General features: G+C 68.9%; 13 protein-coding genes. 6 read left to right on the top strand and 7 right to left on the bottom strand.

Annotated features, from left to right (window positions below; all coding sequences use genetic code 11):
* Positions 1-165 precede the first annotated feature (165 nt).
* Both AC1RCS_RS20195 and AC1RCS_RS20190 read left to right on the top strand, forming a co-directional pair.
* The gene (locus tag AC1RCS_RS20195) at positions 166-5022 is read left to right on the top strand and encodes a PAS domain S-box protein (RefSeq protein WP_492245520.1); all 4857 of its coding nucleotides are present in this window, start codon (positions 166-168) and stop codon (positions 5020-5022) included.
* A 24-nt stretch (positions 5023-5046) separates the two neighbouring features.
* Entirely contained in the window at positions 5047-6177 is a 1131-nt protein-coding gene (locus AC1RCS_RS20190; protein WP_492245521.1) for a response regulator, read from the top strand.
* Between the two features lie 36 nt (positions 6178-6213).
* Here AC1RCS_RS20190 and AC1RCS_RS20185 read toward each other — a convergent pair whose 3' ends face one another.
* Positions 6214-7170 carry an inositol monophosphatase family protein gene (locus tag AC1RCS_RS20185; protein ID WP_492245522.1) on the bottom strand — a complete coding sequence of 319 codons (957 nt, stop codon included), beginning with the start codon at positions 7168-7170 and terminating at the stop codon, positions 6214-6216.
* Between the two features lie 218 nt (positions 7171-7388).
* Between AC1RCS_RS20185 and AC1RCS_RS20180 the strand changes: the two genes are divergently transcribed.
* On the top strand, positions 7389-8201 hold the full coding sequence (locus AC1RCS_RS20180; RefSeq protein WP_492245523.1) for an RNA methyltransferase: 813 nt from the start codon (positions 7389-7391) through the stop codon (positions 8199-8201).
* A gap of 36 nt (positions 8202-8237) precedes the next feature.
* Positions 8238-9017, top strand: coding sequence for a serine O-acetyltransferase (cysE, locus tag AC1RCS_RS20175; protein WP_218341902.1), 780 nt, complete (start codon positions 8238-8240; stop codon positions 9015-9017).
* 106 nt (positions 9018-9123) lie between these two features.
* Here the strand turns inward: cysE and mog are convergent, their stop codons facing one another.
* Together mog and yjgA are read right to left on the bottom strand one after the other, a co-directional pair.
* Positions 9124-9726: a molybdopterin adenylyltransferase gene (gene mog, locus AC1RCS_RS20170; protein ID WP_218293839.1), complete on the bottom strand. Its 603-nt coding sequence runs from the start codon at positions 9724-9726 to the stop codon at positions 9124-9126.
* Complete coding sequence (yjgA, locus tag AC1RCS_RS20165; protein ID WP_218293840.1) at positions 9719-10381, bottom strand: ribosome biogenesis factor YjgA; 663 nt, start codon at positions 10379-10381, stop codon at positions 9719-9721. Before yjgA ends, mog begins: the two co-directional genes overlap by 8 nt.
* A 64-nt stretch (positions 10382-10445) precedes the next feature.
* Here yjgA and pmbA point away from each other — a divergent pair, with 64 nt between their 5' ends.
* Positions 10446-11891, top strand: a complete 1446-nt coding sequence (gene pmbA, locus AC1RCS_RS20160; protein ID WP_369641873.1) for a metalloprotease PmbA — start codon at positions 10446-10448, stop codon at positions 11889-11891.
* A gap of 227 nt (positions 11892-12118) precedes the next feature.
* Positions 12119-13141, top strand: a complete 1023-nt coding sequence (locus AC1RCS_RS20155; RefSeq protein WP_492245524.1) for a saccharopine dehydrogenase NADP-binding domain-containing protein — start codon at positions 12119-12121, stop codon at positions 13139-13141.
* An 18-nt stretch (positions 13142-13159) separates the two neighbouring features.
* On the opposite strand, the gene hpaI is transcribed toward AC1RCS_RS20155, so the two are convergent.
* The 4 genes from hpaI to AC1RCS_RS20135 form a co-directional block, all read right to left on the bottom strand.
* Entirely contained in the window at positions 13160-13969 is an 810-nt protein-coding gene (gene hpaI, locus AC1RCS_RS20150) for a 4-hydroxy-2-oxoheptanedioate aldolase (RefSeq protein WP_218341899.1), read from the bottom strand.
* 59 nt (positions 13970-14028) lie between these two features.
* Positions 14029-15498, bottom strand: coding sequence for an NAD-dependent succinate-semialdehyde dehydrogenase (locus AC1RCS_RS20145; RefSeq protein ID WP_492245525.1), 1470 nt, complete (start codon positions 15496-15498; stop codon positions 14029-14031).
* A gap of 71 nt (positions 15499-15569) precedes the next feature.
* A complete protein-coding gene (locus AC1RCS_RS20140; RefSeq protein ID WP_492245526.1) occupies positions 15570-17117 on the bottom strand; it encodes a UxaA family hydrolase in 1548 nt (515 codons plus the stop codon).
* A 42-nt stretch (positions 17118-17159) separates the two neighbouring features.
* Positions 17160-18155 carry a Bug family tripartite tricarboxylate transporter substrate binding protein gene (locus AC1RCS_RS20135; RefSeq protein WP_218293845.1) on the bottom strand — a complete coding sequence of 332 codons (996 nt, stop codon included), beginning with the start codon at positions 18153-18155 and terminating at the stop codon, positions 17160-17162.
* Positions 18156-18174 lie beyond the last annotated feature (19 nt).

The raw sequence follows: 18174 nt of genomic DNA, 5'->3' as shown, positions 1-18174 counted from the left end.
GTGGAGACGACGGGGCAGCTGTCGTTCCTGCGGCTGCATGGCTGCGAGGGGTTCCAGGGGTTTCTTTTCGGGCGGCCCGGACCGGTGGGAGATATCGATGCCTTGCTGTATCCCGCACGGTAGGCCCCGCCTGGGGCACGGTCCAGGCACGGCCGGGGGTGGGGCGTGACGCGGGTTGGCGCAGGCGTGGGAGTGTTCCTGGACAAGGTGCTGGACCGCAATGCCCCGGGCGCGCGGGGCTTTGTGCTGGTGGTGGTGGCGGCGCTGGCGGGTGCGTGGCTGGTGGTGCTGGCCGCGATGCACTGGCAGGGCGCGGAACGCGCCGCCGAGCGCGCGAAGCTGCTGCAGCAGACCGTCGACGTGCTGCAAAACCGCATCACCGGCGGTGGCATGCTGGGGGCGGTGTCGCTGCTGGGCCTGAGCGAGCCGCTGCTCAAGGCGATGGCGCGGGGCGAGTTGCCGCCGGACGATCCCGAGGCCCTGGCGCGCCTGGGGGTGGCGCGTGGCCGGTTCCTGGTGAGCGGGGTCTACGTGATGTCCGGCGACGGCACCGTGGTGGCGCATGAGACGCCGGGCACCCGTTCCACCGGCCTGAACCTTGCGTTCCGGCCCTATTTCCAGCAGGCCATCAAGGGCGCGATCAGCGTGTATGCCGCGATCGGCAGCAATTCGCAGGAGCGGGGCCTGTACTACGCCGCGCCGCTGTACGAGAGCGACACGCCGTCGAGCACCATCATCGGCGTGGTGATGTTCAAGGTGGGCTTCGAGTCGTTCGACGAAGTGCTGCGGCGCACCGAAATGCCGACCGTGCTGCTGTCTCCTCACGGTGTCGTGTTCGCGTCCACACGGCCCGAATGGCTGTTCGCCGTGGCGCCGCCGCTCACCCAGGCGCGCATTGACGCGATCCGCGCATCGCGCCAGTTCGGCAATCATTTCGACAAGGGCCTGGCGTCCGCACTGCCTTTTGCGCCGGATGCGGGCGAGGTCGTCCTCAACGGAGTGACTTACGCGGTGGAGCGCCGCCGCGTTGACTGGGGCGACCCGGGCGGCCAGTGGCAGCTGGCGATGCTGGACGATGTGAGCGCGCTCATGCCCGCCACCGAGCGCCTGCAGGTGGGGGGCGGGGCGTTCGTGCTGCTGTGCCTGCTGGGCCTGCTGCTGCTGGATCTGCTGCGCAGCCGCGCGCGGATGGCCGCCGCGCTAGAGCGTTTCAGCGTGCTGGGGGCCGCGCTCGAAAGCAGCCCCGCCTCGGTGGTGATCACGGACGGGGATGGCCGCATCGACTGGGTCAACCCGCAGTACGAGCGCAACACCGGGTACACGCTGGAAGAGGTCCGGGGCAAGAAGCCATCGATGGTCGCCAGCGGCCAGACCCCCGCACGGACCTACCAGGACATGTGGTCCACGTTGCTGTCGGGCCGTTCCTGGCGGGGCCAGTTCGTGAATCGCCGCAAGGACGGAACCATCTACCACGACGAGGCCACGCTGTCTCCGGTGTTCGATGAACGCGGCAAGCGCATCGCCATCGTCGGCCTGCACGCCGATGTGTCCGAGCGCATCCAGGCCCAGCAGGAGCTGGAGCGGCGCGAGCGCCTGCTCAATGAGCTGCTGGAGCAGCAGACCGCGATCTTCGACAACGCGCCTCCCATCGTCTTGCTGTGCGATGGGCAGGTCCGCCAGTTCAACCCGGCGTTCATGGAGCTGATGGGGGGCACCGCGTCCCAGTTGCTGGGGCAGGGCGTGTCGGCGCTGTTCGGCGGCGCGGCCGGTTCGGACCGGTTCAACGCGCGCGTGGGGGGCGACCTGGCGGCTGGCGAGGCCGTGCGCGAGACCACGTCCCTGTGCCGCCTGGACGGCAGCCGGTTCGAGGCGCGGCTGGCGGGCCGAAGCCTGCAGATGGACGGCTGCAGGACCGCCTCCATCTGGGTGATCGAGGATGTCAGCGAACAGCGGCGCGCCGAGATCGCGATGCAGCAGGCCAAGGAGCGGCTGGAACTGGCGCAGGAGGCCGGCAAGATCGGTGTGTTCGACATCGACCTGGCCACCGGCCAGGTGTTGTGGAGCGAAAAGCTCCTGGCCATGTTCGGGCTGCCGCCCGGCACCGGGGAGCGTACGCAGCAGGACTGGATGGAGCGCCTGCACCCCGAGGACCGCGACCGGGCCGCCGCCGCGTTTGCCGGTGCGCTGGCGGGGGGCGAGATGCATCTGCGTGATTCGTGGCGCATCGTGCGGCCGCAAGGCGAGGAGCGCTGGTTCCTGTCGGCCGCCCGCATCTTTCGCGACGGCAGGGGCAAGGCGGTGCGCGTGGTGGGCGTCAACGTGGACGTCCACGACCAGAAGCTGCTCGAGGCCCGCGTGGCCGAGCAACTGGACTTTCAGCAGGCGCTGATCGACGCCATTCCCGTGCCCCTGTTCTACAAGGGGGCGGATGGCCGCTACATCGGCTTCAACCGCGCCTACGAGCAGGCCTTTGGCGTGCAGCGCGAGGCGCTGATCGGCAAGACGGTGCTGGACCTGGCCTTCCTGCCCGAGGCCGAGCGGGAGCGCTTCGACGCGGATGCCGAGGAAGCCCTGAACGGGGTCCAGTCGGTGCACAAGGAGGTGGACCTGCCGTATGCCGACGGGATGGTCCACCACACCCTGTTCTGGCTGCACGGATTCTCGCGGCCCGACGGCTCGCCCGGGGGCGCCATCGGCACGTTTGTGGACATCACCGACCGGCAGCGCGCCGAGCAGGACCTGCGCCGCGCCAAGGAGCTGGCCGAGGAGTCCACCGCGCTCAAGTCGAACTTCCTGGCCAACATGAGCCACGAGATCCGCACGCCCATGAACGCGATCATCGGCATGTCGCACCTGGCGCTCAAGTCGGGCCTTTCGGCGCGCCAGCACGACTACGTGAGCAAGATCCAGCAGGCGGGCCAGCACCTGCTGGGCGTGATCAACGACATCCTCGATTTTTCCAAGATCGAGGCGGGCAAGCTCACGGTCGAGAAGCAGCCCTTCGTGCTCGACCGCATGCTGGAGAGCGTGTCCGACGTGGTGGGCTACAAGGCCGGTGCCAAGGGGCTGGAGCTGGTCTGCGACGTGGGGGCCGACGTGCCCCCGAACCTGGTGGGGGACTCGCTGCGGCTGGGGCAGATCCTCATCAACTTCGCCAACAACGCCATCAAGTTCACCGACACCGGCGAGATCAGCATTGCCGTGCGGCTGGTGGAGGAGGCGGGCAACCGCGTGCTGCTGCGCTTCGAGGTGCGCGACACGGGCATCGGGCTCACCGTGGACCAGATGGGGCGGCTGTTCCAGAGCTTCCAGCAGGCGGACACGTCCACCACGCGCCGCTATGGCGGCACGGGGCTGGGGCTGGCCATCTGCAAGAGCCTGGCGGAACTGATGGGCGGCGAGGTCGGCGTGCAGAGCATCCATGGCCAAGGCTCCACCTTCTGGGTCGCCGTGCCGCTCGAGCGCGGGGCACCCGCGCGGATGCTGCTGCCGCCGCCGGACCTGCGGGGGCGCAGGGTGCTGGTGGTGGACGACAACCACACGGCGGCCACGGTGCTGTCCGACATGCTGCACGCCATGGGCTTCGAGGTGGAACAGGCCTATTCCGGGCTGGAAGCGCTCGACAGGCTGCGCGAATCCATGGCGCGGCACCAGCCTTTCGGCCTGCTGCTGCTCGACTGGCACATGCCGGGCATGGATGGCATCCAGCTGGCGGGCCACATCCGGGGGCTCGGGATGGCGCAGGTGCCCAAGATGCTCATGGTCACGGCCTACGGGCGAGAGGATGTGATGCGCGCCGCGCGCGCGCAGGGCATCGACACGGTGCTGATCAAGCCCGTCAACGCGTCGCTGCTGTTCGACACGCTGATGCAGCCGCTGGAACACTCCACCTACAGCCCGCGCCGCGTGGTCACCCCGGCGCCTGCGGCGGACGAGCTGCCGCTCGCGATCCGGGGCGCGTCCGTGCTGCTGGTGGAAGACAACGAACTCAACCAGATGGTGGCGGTCGAGCTGTTGCGGGAAGCCGGTTTTTCCGTCGATGTGGCCGAAAACGGCCAGATTGCGATCGAGCGCATCGAGCGCAAGCCCTATGACGTGGTGCTGATGGACATGCAGATGCCCGTCATGGACGGAGAAACCGCCACGCGGCGGCTGCGCAGCGACCCGCGGTATGCCCAGCTGCCCATCGTGGCCATGACGGCCAACGCGATGGAGGCCGACCGCCAGCGCTGCTTTGCCGCGGGCATGAACGACCATGTGGCCAAGCCCATCGAGCCCGCGGCGCTCTGGAGCGCCTTGGGCCGCTGGATCCGGCCCCGGCCAGGCCTGGGCAAGCCGCCCGCGCCGGGCCTGCCCGCCACGGCTCCGCCGGATGGCGAGGCGGCGTCCGGCCTGTCCTTGCCCACGGTGGCGGGGCTGGACACGGCCCTGGGCCTGCAGCGCGCGCTGGGCAAGCCGGCCCTGTACGCCGAGATGCTGCGCCGGTTCGTGCAGGGGCAGTCACGGGTGCTTGCCGACATGGAGCAGGCCAGCGCCGGCGGCGACACGGTGCTCGCCGAGCGCCTGGCGCACACGCTGCGTTCCGTGGCGGCCAACATCGGGGCCGAGGAGGTGTCCTCCCATGCCCAGGCGCTGGAGCACGCCCTGCGCAGCGGGCAGGAGGCGGGTGCCGCCGCGGCCCTTCTGGGGGCCGTGGACTCTGCGCTGCAGCCCCTCCTGGACGGCCTGCAGGCGTGGATGCAGCGGCACCGGCCGGCGGCGCCGGACAGCGTGGCTGGCGCGGGTGCGGGCCACGAGGGGCTGGACGGCGCAGGTGCCCTGCAGCACCTGCGCGGCCTGCTGGAGCAGGACGATCCTGCAGCGCCGGAGTTTTTCCAACACAATGCCCCTGTGCTGAAGCCCGTTCTGGGGAGCGCCTTCACGGTGGTCGAGATGCACACCCTGAATTTTGATTTCGAGCAGGCCCTGGGGGCCATGGCCGATGCGCCAGGCTCCGAACACCCTGCCGCCCACACCCCCTGAGCGGCACAACACGCAGGAAATTCCATGGACAACGCGCCCTTTGCCTCCCCGCAGGCCGTTCTGGTTGAAAAACCGATCGCCACGGTGCTGGTGGTGGATGACACGCCCGACAACCTCACCCTGATGGGCAGCCTGCTGCGCGAGCATTTCCTGGTGAAAGTGGCCAACCATGGGGAAAAGGCCCTGAAGATCGCGCAGTCGGGCACGCCGCCCGACCTGATCCTGCTGGACATCATGATGCCCGAGATGGATGGCTACGAGGTCTGCCGGCGCCTGAAGGCCGCGTCCTCCACGCGCGACATCCCGGTGATCTTCCTCACCGCGCGCTCCGACCCCGATGACGAACGCATGGGCTTGGCGCTGGGCGCGGTGGACTACATCACCAAGCCCATCAGCCCGCCCATCCTGCTCGCGCGCGTGAACACCCATCTGGCGCTCAAGGCCACGGCGGATTTCCTGCGCGACAAGAGCTCCTACCTGGAGCGCGAGGTCGCGATGCGCACGCTGGAGGTGCAGGCCATCCAGGACGTGACCATCATGGCCATGACCTCGCTGGCCGAGACGCGCGACAACGAAACCGGCAACCACATCCGCCGCACCCAGCTGTACGTGAAGACGCTGGCCGAGCGGCTGCGCCACCACCCGCGGTTCGAGCCGGTGCTCAACGACCGGATGATCGAGCTGCTCTACAAGTCGGCGCCGCTGCACGACATCGGCAAGATCGGCATCCCCGACAGCATCCTCCTGAAGCCGGGCAAGCTCACCGTGGAAGAGTTCGAGATCATGAAGACCCACACCACGCTGGGCCGCAACGCGATTGAGGAGGCCGAGCGGCGCCTGGGCATGCGGGTGGCTTTTCTGAGCGTGTCCAAGGAGATCGCCTACTGCCACCAGGAAAAGTGGGATGGCTCGGGCTACCCGCAGGGGCTGGCGGGGGATGCCATTCCGGTGTCGGCGCGCCTCATGGCCGTGGCCGACGTGTACGACGCGCTCATCAGCAAACGGGTCTACAAGCCCGCGTTCTCGCACGACCAGGCGTGCAACACCATCGTGCGGGGCAAGGGCACGCATTTCGACCCCGACATGGTGGATGCGTTCGTGGACATTGCGGAAGATTTCCGCAGCATTGCCCAGAAATACCCCGACCCGAACTGAGCACAGTCCCGATAGGGGACGGTGCTCAGGCATACATCAGAACGGCGCGTCTTCGCTCTTGGGGGCGTCGGCCTGTGGGGCGGCACCCGTGGTGTCGGACTCCACATCGGCTGCAGCCTCGGCTTCAGCGCTGACGGGTGCGTCTGCCGCAGCCGCCTGGCGCACGGCCGCCTTGTCGCCCGCGCTCGCAAACTTGCTGTACTTGCCCAGGATGGGTACCAGCTGGCCGTAGATGCGGGGGTTGCCGGCCAGGCATTCGCGTTGCTCCAGGAAGTCGGCCTCGCCCGTGAAGTTGCCCACCAGGCCGCCGGCCTCGGTCACCAGCAGTGAGCCGGCGGCCACGTCCCAGATCGACAGGCCGGTCTCGAAGAAGCCATCCGTGAAGCCCGCGGCCACGTAGGCCAGGTCCAGGGCGGCGGCGCCGGGGCGGCGCAGGCCGGCGGTGCGCTGCATCACGTCGGCCATCATGTTCAGGTAGCTCTTGAAGTTGTCGCCCGGGCGGAAGGGGAAGCCCGTGGAGATCAGGCAGTCCTTGAGCTGGGTGCGCTTGGAGACGCGGATGCGGCGCTCGTTCAGGTAGGCGCCGCGGCCCTTGGTGGCCGTGAACAGGTCGTTGCGCGAGGGGTCGTAGATGACCGCCTGCTCGACCTTGCCGCGCACAGCCAGGGCGATGCTCACGCAGTACACGGGAAAGCCGTGGATGAAGTTGGTGGTGCCGTCCAGCGGGTCGATGATCCAGACGAATTCCGAATCCTTGGCGCCGTATTCGCTGCCCGACTCTTCGGCCAGGATGCCGTGGCCGGGGTAGGCCGTGAGCAGCGTCTCGATGATGATCTTCTCGGACGCATGGTCCACTTCGGTCACGAAGTCGTTGATCTGCTTTTGCGAGATCCGCACCGATTCCACGTCCAGGGCCGCGCGGTTGATGATGGCGCCGGCGGCGCGTGCGGCCTTGATGGCCACGTTGAGCATGGGGTGCAGATTGGACGACATAGATTGTGGTGGTGAGCAGGGTGCCCGCATGCAACGGTGGCGTGGGCAGCCTGCGAATCAGGAGCGGTGCGATCCGTCCCGGCGATGCGGGCGGCGACAATGAGGGCGGGATTTTACCCGCAGTGCCATTTTTTGCCTAACCCGCGGGCCTTTGTCCGCACTGCTTCCACGCTTCGCCTGTCCTGTTCGTGCCCCGCACACCCTCCTTTTCCGCTGCCATGAAGACCCGTTTTGTCCTGATCAACACCAGCCACGCCGGCAATGTGGGCGCCGCCGCCCGCGCCATGAAAACCATGGGTTTTGACGACCTGGTGCTGGTGGCGCCGCGCTGGCCCAACGTGCTGCGGCGCGAGGAGACCATCCAGCGCGCCAGCGGCGCGCTCGACGTGCTGGAGAACGCCCGCATCGTCGCCACGCTGGACGAGGCCCTGGACGGCATGAGCCACCTGTGCGCCACGGCCATGACCCCGCGCGACTTCGGGCCGCCCACGGCAGCACCCCGTGCGCATTTCGATTTGCTATTAAAAAATGAGCTATCAGCGCTTGACGGAAAGGCGCTGGAGGCCAAAAACACCCACAACATTGAGGAATCGGCACCCACCGCATCGGTGGCGGGCCGCCAGGCAGGTGTGGCCTTTCTGTTTGGCTCCGAGCGTTTTGGCATGACCAACGAAGACGTCTACCGCTGCCACGTGGCGCTCTCCATCCCCACCAATCCCGGCTTTGGCTCGCTCAATCTGGGCGCGGCCATTCAGGTGATTGCCTACGAATGGCGCATGGCGCTGGGCGGGTTCCCGGTGTTGGATGCCACGCCCGCCCGCGCCCTGGCCGACGCCACCCAGGTGGCGGGCATGCTGGGCCATTGGGAGCAGGCGCTCACCACCATCGGCTTCCTGGACCCCGCCGCGCCCAAGAAGCTCATGCCCCGCCTTAACCAGCTTTTCAACCGCGCGCAGCTCAGCCCCGAGGAAATCCACATCCTGCGAGGTGTCGCCAAGGCCATGATCGAGGCGAGCCAGTCAAAACGATAGACTGTGCAGCCCATAAACACATAACGAAAAGAACCGATGCTCGCCCGCCTGCGCTCCGATATCCAGTGCATCCTCGACCGCGATCCTGCCGCGCGCAGCACGTGGGAGGTGGTCACCTGTTATCCGGGCCTGCACGCGATCTGGCTGCACCGGCCGGCGCACTGGTGCTGGCACCACGGCCTGAAATGGTTCGGGCGCTTCATCTCGCACTTCGCGCGCTGGTTCACCGGCATCGAGATCCACCCCGGCGCCAGGATCGGCGAGCGCGTGTTCTTCGACCACGCCATGGGCGTGGTGGTGGGCGAGACCGCCGAGATCGGCGACGGCTGCACCATCTACCAGGGCGTCACGCTGGGCGGCACCTCGCTCTACAAGGGCGCCAAGCGCCATCCCACGCTGGGCAAGGACGTGGTGGTGAGCGCGGGGGCCAAGGTGCTCGGCGGCTTCGAGGTGGGTGACGGCGCCAAGATCGGCAGCAACGCCGTGGTCATCAAGCCGGTGCCCCCGGGCGCCACGGCGGTGGGCATCCCGGCGCGCATCATTCCGTCCAAGGCGGGCGAAAGCGCCGACGTGACCGAACCCCAGCAGGCCCGCAAGTTCACGGCCTATGGCATCACGCAGGAGGACGACCCCCTCTCGCAGGCCATGCGCGGGCTGATCGACAACGCCTCGTCGCAGGAGCACCAGATCGCGCTGCTGTGGCAGGCCATCGAGAAACTGTCCGCCAACCCGCAGAACAAGGACTGCGTGCCGTGTGATGCGGCGCTCAAGGAGCAGTTCGAGGCGGGCAAGCTCAACGAGCTGGTGGGCAAGTAGCGGCTTGCCTGCGCTGCATTCAAGAATCAGAATGCTATAAAAATTATAGCTTCCAGCGCTTGTTGAATAAGCGCTGGCAGCTATTTTTGCTTTGAGCCGTGAGAAATCAGGCCGGGCGAGGCGCTCGCACCGCGTTCTTGGGCCGGAACGCCTTGCAGACTTCGTCGCGCGTTTCCAGATACGGGCCGCCAATCAGGTCCACGCAGTACGGCACGGCGGCAAAGATGCCGGGCACGATCTGCTTGCCGTCGGCGTCCTTCAGGCCTTCCAGCGTCTCGGCAATCGCCTTGGGCTGGCCGGGCAGGTTGATGATGAGGCTCTGGTCGCGCACCACGGCCACCTGGCGCGACAGGATGGCGGTGGGCACGAACTTCAGGCTGATCTGGCGCATCTGCTCGCCAAAGCCCGGCATCTCCTTGTGCGCCACGGCCAGCGTGGCCTCGGGCGTCACATCGCGCGGGGCGGGGCCGGTGCCGCCGGTGGTCAGCACCAGGCAACAGCCTGCGTTGACCAGCTCGATCAGCGCGGCGCTGATGCCGTCCTGCTCGTCGGGGATCAGGCGCGATTCAAAGGCGATGGGGTTGAGCAGGGCGCGCGCGAGCCAGTCCTGCAGCGCGGGCAGGCCCTTGTCTTCATAGACCCCGGAGCTGGCGCGGTCGCTGATGGAGACGATGCCGACCTTCACCGGGTCGTGTCGGGCCTCACTCATCGCCGTCGTCCTCGTCGATGCCGCTGGCGTCGTCCGTGCCCGTGCCGCCCAGGTGCTCGCGCACCAGCTGGAACAGTTCGCGGTAGGCGCGGCCCTTGCGGGGGGCCAGGCCTTGCGACACGGCGGCCTTGTCGGCGGGGGGCGCATCCTTGCGCGCCTGGCGGATCAGCGCGCGCAGCTGCTGGGTGTCGGTGCCTGGGTGTTCGGCCATCCAGGGGGCCAGCGCCTCGTCGTCGGCGATCAGGCGGTCGCGCCAGTGTTCGGCCAGGTGCAGCTGCATCTTTTCGGTGGCCGAGCCCTTGTGCTGCTCCTGCAGCGCCTGGCGGGCCGCCTGCACCAGCTCGGGTTCGAGCTTGCGCATGATCTTGCCCACGTACTGCATCTGGCGGCGCTTGCCCTCGAAATTGGTGATGCGCTTGGCCTCGGCCAGTGCGTCCACCAGCTTGTCGGGCAAGCCCACGGCGTCGAACAGGTCGGCGCGCAGCGTCAGCAGCTCCTTGCCCAGCTCCTGCAGTTCGTCGCTTTCGCGCTTGAGGTCGGTGCGGCTGGCATCGGGCGTGCCTTTGAGTTCGGCCTTGAGCTGAATGTCCATTTCGCTGCCTTCGGCAACGAACTGGCCTCGCACAAAGTAGCCTTTTTTGGGTTTGCGTGACATGGGTGGGGGCAAAAAGAGAAGCGGCGCAGAGCGCGCCACAGCGGCAAGTATCATAGCTTCCGCTATGAATAAACCCTCCACCCGCGCCGCGCGCCTCCAAAGCGCCCCGCCCGCCGCGCAAGCCCCTGCCACTTCCCGCGCCACCCCTGACAGCGGTTTCAGCTACAGCCGCCCCTTCTTCGAGGAACTGGTCGACCGCGCCCTGGCCCATGCCAAAAAGCTCGGCGCCACCGACGCGGGCGCCGAGGCGTCCGAGGGCTGCGGCCTGTCGGTCAGCGTGCGCAAGGGCGAACTGGAGAACGTGGAGCGCAACCGCGACAAGTCGCTGGGCGTGACGGTCTACATCGGCAACCGCCGCGGCAACGCCAGCACATCCGATTTCTCCAGCAGGGCGATCGAGCAGACCGTGCAGGCCGCGTATGACATCGCCCGCTTCACGGCCGAAGACCCCGTGGCGGGTTTGCCCGATGCCGACGACGTCGCCCCCGCGGACACACACCGCGACCTGGACCTGTTCCACCCCTGGGCCCTCACGAGCGAAGAGGCCGCTGAAATCGCCAAGGCCTGCGAGGCCGCCGCGCTCAAGACCCACCGCCGCATCACCAACAGCGAAGGCGCGGGCGTGTCGGCGCAGCAAAGCCATTTCTTCAGCGCCCACACACGCGGCTTTCGCGGCGGCTATGCCAGCTCGCGCCACAGCTTCTCGGTGGCGCCCATCGCCTCGCTGCCCGGCCGCAACGCAGAGATGCAGCGCGACGCCTGGTACAGCTCCATGCGCGACGCCACCGAACTGGCCTCGCCCGAGGCCGTGGGCCGGTACGCCGCGCAGCGCGCATTGAGCCGTCTCGGGTCACGCAAGATCCCCACCACCCAATGCCCCGTGCTGTTCGAATCCACCCTGGCCGCTGGCCTGCTGGGCGGCTTCGTGCAGGCCGTGAGCGGCGGCTCGCTGTACCGCAAGAGCAGCTTCCTGCTCGACTCGCTGGGCAAGATGGTGTTTCCCAAGCACATCGACATTCTGGAAGATCCCTTCATCCTGCGCGGGAAGGGCAGCTCGCCGTTCGACGAGGAGGGCGTGCGCGTGGCGCCGCGCAAGGTGGTGCAGGGCGGGCGCGTGCAGGGCTATTTCCTGTCCAGCTACTCGGCGCGCAAGCTGGGCATGAAGACCACGGGCAACGCGGGCGGCTCGCACAACCTAGTGATGACATCGCGCCTCACCCAGGCCAGCGACAACCTGGACGCCATGCTGCAGAAGCTGGGCACGGGCCTCTTCGTGGTCGAGCTCATGGGCCAGGGCGTGAACTACGTGACGGGCGACTACTCGCGCGGTGCGAGCGGTTTCTGGGTCGAGAACGGCAAGATTGCCTACCCCGTGCACGAGATCACCATCGCGGGCAACCTCAAGGACATGCTCAAGGGCATCGAGGCCGTGGGCGCCGATGCCTACAACTATGGCGCCAAGACCGTGGGCTCCATCCTCGTGAACCGCATGAAGGTCGCAGGCAGCTGAGCGGACGGCGGACGGGCCCGTTCAGGGCAACTTCCGGCAAACAAGGGCCCTCGCCATGGCGAGGGCCTTTTTGCATTCGGCCCCTGAACACCGGGCCGCACCGGGCCGCGCGGCCGTGCGCGTCCATCGACGGGACACACGCCGGCGTCATTGCATGTTGACATGATACAGACCTGTATGTAGTATTAAGAACATACAGGTCTGTATCTATCTTTTGAAAGGTCACCATGCATTCCCCTCTCCAGTCCATCGCCGTCTATGGCGCCACGGGCCACACCGGCCAGTTTGTCGTTCGCGAGGCCCGGCTGCGCGGCCTGCCCGTGGTGGCGGTGGGGCGCAGTGCCGCCCGGCTTGGCGCGTTGTTTCCCTCCGGCGTCGCCTGCCGCGTGGCGGGCCTGGACGACCCCGGCGCGCTCGGGCAGGCCTTCGCGGGCTGCGCGGTGGTCATCAACTGCGCGGGTCCTTTCCTTGACACCGCGCCCCCGGTGGCGCGGGCCGCGCTGCGGGCCGGCTGCCACTACATCGACGTCACGGCGGAGCAGCCCAGCGCGCAGGCGAGCTTTGCCGACCTGGATGCGCCAGCGCGGGCCGCCAGGCGGGTGGTGATGCCGGCCGCCGGCTTCTATGGAGGGCTGGCCGATCTGCTGGCCAGCGCGCTGGCCTCGGCGGGGCGCATTGACGAGATCACGGTGGCCATGGGGCTGGACCGCTGGTGGCCCACCGTGGGCACCCGCGAGACGGGCGAGCGCAACAAGGCGCCGCGCCAGGTGGTCCAGGGCGGTGCCCTGGTGCCCCTGGTCCCGTCGTCCGATGTGCCGGACTGGACCTTCGCGCCGCCGCTCGGGACGTATCCGATGGTGGAGCTGCCGTTCAGCGAAACGATCACGCTCGTGCACCATCTGCGGGCCGACACGATCCGTTCGTTCCTGAACCGCTCGGCGCTCGCGGACATCCGCGATGCGGCGACGCCGCCGCCCACGGCGGTGGACGGCAGCGGCCGGTCGGCGCAGCGCTTCGAGCTGGCGGTGCGGCTTGTGCAGAACGGGCAGGCCCGCACGGCGCGCGTGCGCGGGCAGGACATCTATGCCGTGACGGCGCCCCTGGTGATCGAGGCGGCGCAGCGCCTGATGGCACCGTCGTTCCAGCGCAGCGGAGCGCTGGCCCTGGGGCAGGCCGTGGACCCTGCGGACACGCTGCGCTCGCTGCACGGCCGGGCCCTGGAGGTCTTCGGCGACGCGCTGCCGCGCTGAGGCGAAGACAGGCCGGGCTCAATAGGCGGCCGCCGCGCCGCCGCCGGGCGGCGCCTTCGGCCCGCTGCCGCCGAAGTGGGCCCGCAGCCTGCGTGCCGCGTTGGCGAACATCAGCACATCCACGCCCACGGCCACGAAGGTGCAGCCCAGGTCGAGGTAGCGCTGCGCCAGCGTGGGGTCGGAGGTGAGGGTGCCCGCGGCCTTGCCGCTGGCGATGATGGTTCGCATGGCGCCTTCGATGGCCGCCTGCACCTCGGGGTGGCCGGGGTTGCCCCGGTGGCCCATGGAGGCGGCGAGGTCGGCCGGGCCGATGAACACGCCATGCACGCCGTCCACGGCGCAGATGGCGCCGAGGTTGGCCAGCGCCGTGGTGGTCTCGGCCTGCACCAGCAGGCACACTTCGTCGTCCGCGATGTTCAGGTAGTCGGTGCGGGCGCTCCACTGCGACGCGCGGCCCACGGCGCTGCCCACGCCCCGGATGCCCAGCGGCGGGTAGCGCGTGGCCGCCACGATGCCCCGTGCCTGTTCGGCGGTGTCCACCATGGGCACGAGCAGGGTCGTGGCGCCGATGTCCAGCATCTGCTTGATCAGGGCCGTGCTGCCTTCCACCACGCGCACCACCGGCTGGGACGGGTGGGCGGCCACCGACTGCAGCGCGGCCAGGGTGCTGCGCACGTCATTGGGCGCGTGCTCGCCGTCGATCAAGAGCCAGTCGTAGCCGCAGGTGGCGGCGGCTTCCGCCAGGTACGGGTCGGCCATGGAGAGCCACAGGCCGATTTGCGGATGGCGGCCGGCGAGCGCGGCCTTGAAGGGGTTGTGTGCGGGCATGGGATTCCTTGTGGGAGGGGAGCTGGGCGCCGCATGCGGCGCCGCGCGAAAGCTGCGGGTCAATCGAGCCCGCCCTGGCAGACGTACTTGGTGTGCAGGTAGTCGTCGAGGCCGTGCGTGGAGCCTTCGCGGCCGTAGCCCGACTCCTTCACGCCGCCAAACGGCGCGGCCTCCGCCGCCAGCGCCCCCTCGTTGATGCCCACGATGCCCGTCTCCAGCGCATCGGCCACGCGCCAGATGCGGCGCACGTCCTGGCTGTAGAAGTACGCGGCCAGCCCGAAGGGCGTGTCGTTGGCGGCGGCGATCACTTCCTCTTCGGTGTCGAACACGGTCAGCGGCGCCACGGGGCCGAAGGTCTCTTCGCAGGCGCAGGCCATGGTGGCGTCGGCGCCGGTGAGCACGGTGGGCGCGTAGTAGGTGGCGCCCAGCTCGGCCAGGCGCCTGCCACCCGTGAGCACCCTCGCCCCCTTGGCCACCGCGTCATTCACGTGGCGCTCGATCTTCTGCACGGCGCGGCCGTTGATCATGGGGCCGATCTGCGAGGCCGGGTCGCTGGCCGGGCCGACCTGCAGCGCCGCCACGCGCGCCGCGAGCTGGTGGGCGAACGCCTCGAACACGCGGCGCTGCACGAACACGCGGTTGGGGCACACGCAGGTCTGGCCGCCGTTCCTGAACTTGGCGGCCATGAAGCCGTCCACGGCGGCGCCGACGTCGGCGTCCTCGAACACGATGAAGGGCGCGTTGCCGCCGAGTTCGAGAGAGAGTTTCTTGAGCGTCTCCGCGCTGCGCCGCGCCAGGTGCTTGCCCACGGGGGTGGAGCCCGTGAAGGTGATCTTGCGCACGCGGCTGTCGTCGAGCCACACGTCCACCACCTCGGGCGTCTTCTCGCGCGAGGCGGTGACGATGTTGAGCACCCCCGGCGGCACGCCGGCCTCGTGCGCGAGCAGCACCAGGGCCAGAGAGGTCAGCGGCGTGTCCTCGGCGGGCTTGCAGACCACGGTGCAGCCGGCGGCCAGGGCCGGGGCGATCTTGCGCGCGATCATCGCGGCCGGGAAGTTCCACGGCGTGATGGCGGCCACCACGCCCACGGGCTCGCGCAGGGCGAACATGCGCCGGCCCGGCACAGGCGCGGGGATGACCTCGCCGTTCATGCGCGTGGCCTCTTCGGCGAACCATTCGATGTAGCTGGCGGCGTAGGCCACTTCGCCCTTGCCCTCGGCCAGGGGCTTGCCCTGCTCGCGCGAGATGAGCTTGCCCAGGTCGTCCTGGTGGGCCAGCACGAGGTCGTTCCAGCGCTTGATGATGGCGGCGCGCTGCTTGGCGGGCACCTTGCGCCAGGCGGGAAATGCGGCGTGGGCCGCGTCCAGGGCCGCCAGCGCATCGCCAGCGCCGGAGTCCGGCACGCAAGCGATGGTGTCGCCGGTGGCGGGGTCGGTCACGTCAAGCCGGGCGCCGGTGGCCACGGTCCATTCGCCACCGATGAAGTTGGCGCTGCGGATCAGCGCGGGGCGGGTGAGGGTCAGGGGCATGGTTTTCAATGAAATAGGCCGAAAGCGCTTGTTCAACAAGCGCAGGATGCTATGTTTTTGGGAGCAAATTCTCAGGACACGATGCCCAGGTGCCAGGGCACGAACTCGTGGTCGCCCAGGCCCAGGGCCTCGCTCTTGGTGGCCTCGCCGCTCGCGTGGCGCAGGATCTGCTCGAAGATCTTCCGGCCCATCTCGGGCACGCTGCATTCGCCGTCCACGATCACGCCGCAGTTGATGTCCATGTCCTCTTCGAGGCGCTGGTACATGGGCGTGTTGCTGGCCAGTTTGATGGTGGGCGCGGGCTTGCTGCCGAACATGGAGCCGCGCCCCGTGGTGAAGCAGATGAGCTGCGCGCCGCTGGCGATCTGGCCGGTGGAGGCCACGGGGTCGTAGCCGGGCGAGTCCATGAACACGAAGCCATGCTCGGTGATGGGCTCGGCGTATTCGTACACCGCGCGCAGCGGCGTGGTGCCGCCCTTCATGGCCGAGCCCAGCGACTTCTCGAAGATGTTGGCCAGGCCGCCGGCCTGGTTGCCATGGCCCACCACGCCGTTGAACTGGGCGTTCTGGCCCGCGGTGTAGCATTCCCACCAGGCCAGGCGGTCCAGCAGCTTCTGGCCCACGGCGGGGCTGATGGCGCGGCGTGTGAGCATGAACTCCACGCCGTGGATCTCGGGCGTTTCCGACAGGATGGCCGTGCCGCCGTGGCGCACCAGGATGTCCATGGCCGCGCCCAGCGCGGGGTTGGCGGTGATGCCCGAGAAACCGTCCGAGCCGCCGCATTCCAGTCCGATCTTGAGGTGGCTCGCGCTCACGGTGCTGCGCCGCGCCTGGTTGGCGATGGGCAGCATCTCCTCGATGGCCGCGATGCCCGCCGCGATGGTGGCGCGCGTGCCGCCCACGTCCTGCATCACCAGCGTGCGCATGAGCTTGCCTTCCTGCAGCCCTTGCGACTCCACCAGGGAGGCGACCTGGTTGCGCTCGCAGCCCAGGCCCACGATGAGCACGCCCGCCAGGTTGGGGTGGCGCGCATAGCCCGCCAGCGTGCGGCGCAGCACGTCGAAGTGCTCGCTGGGCGAGGACATGCCGCAGCCGCTGGTCTGCGCGAAGGCGGCCACGCCGTCCACGTGCGGAAAGTCGGCCAGGCGCTCGGGCGTGAAGTGCGCGGCGATGTTCTTGATCACGGTGGCCGAGCAGTTCACCGACGACAGGATGCCGATGAAGTTGCGCGTGCCCACGCCGCCGTCCGCGCGCACGAAGCCCTGGAAGGTGGCGCGCTCGCCCTCGGGCACGTACGCCACGGGCCGCACGTCGGCGCCAAACGCCGGGTCGCGGTAGTGGTCCACCAGCCGCAGGTTGTGGCTGTGCACGTAGTCGCCGGGCTCCAGGTCGCGCGTGGCGACGCCGATCACGGTGTCGTACTTCTTGACCTGCTCGCCCTCGGCGATGCGGCGCGCGGCGATCTTGTGGCCCGCGGGCACCTGGGCGCGCGTGCGCACGCCCAGTTCGGGAATCTCCTGCCCCAGCGCCAGCGCCGTCTTGGCGACGAGCACGTTGTCGTGGGGGTGCAGGTGCAGCAGCGGGCTGGCGAGCAGGCCGGGGGCCGTGGGGGCGTTCATCGTGGGCCTTGTGGTGGGGGGTGATTCTGGTGGCTGCGGGGCTCAACTGCGCATCAGCTCTCGCAGCTTGAGTTTTTCGATGAGCACGGTCTCCTTGGCGTAGACCGTGTTCACGTACTTTTCGTAGTCAGGGCCGTCCAGGTACAGCAGCGGCGCGTCGAGCTTGTCGGCCACGGTCTTGAATTCGGGGCTGGCCACGGCCTGCTTGAAGGCTTCACGCAGCCGGGCGGCGATGGCGGGGTCCAGGCCCCGGGGCGCGCCGATGCCGTTGGGAGCGTCCACCACCACGTCATAGCCGGATTCGCGCAGCGTCGGGACCTCCTTGAAGCGGGCCGTGCGCTGCTCGCCCCAGGTGGCCAACAGGCGCAGCTTGCCGGCCTCCACGTGCGGCGCCCACGAGCTGGAGTCGGCGAGCGCGTCCACGTGGCCGCCCAGCACGCCCTGCAGCGCCTCGGCGCCGCCCTTGTAGGGCACGTGGTTGAGCTGGATGCCCGCGGCGCCCGCGAACTCCTCCATGCCCACATGCGTGGCGCCGCCCACGCCGGCGTGGGCATAGGTCACCTTGCCGGGGTGGGCCTTGGCGTGCTGCACGAAGTCCTTGAGCGTCTTGAATGGCGAGCTGGCGGGCACGGCGATGCCGAAGGTCTGGCCCGAGGTGCGCGCGAGGTAGGTGAAGTCCTTGCGCGGGTCGGCCTGCAGCGTGCCCAGCTGCGAGAAGCGCGTGACCGAGATCGGGATCTGGCCGACGGTGTAGCCGTCGGGCCTGGCCGAGGCCAGCGCCTTGGCGCCGATCATGCCGGACGCGCCCACCTTGTTTTCCACCGCGATGCTCTGGCCCAGCACCCGGCCCGCCACCGCGCACAGCGCGCGCATCGACTGGTCGGCCGTGCCACCCGCGGGCCAGGGGCAGATGAAGGTGAGGGGGCGCTCGGGCCAGGCCTGGGCGAAAAGGCTGCCGGACGGGGTGGCCGTCAGTGCGCTGGCGCTCAATGCGCCCAGCACGAACTGGCGCCTTGCGATGCGGGGGGTGTTGTGCATGCCTGTCTCCTGTTGTTTG

It is taken from the genome of Acidovorax sp. GW823-FHT01C06 (genome assembly GCF_058798375.1).
This window is presented reverse-complemented; position numbering and strand designations above follow the sequence as displayed.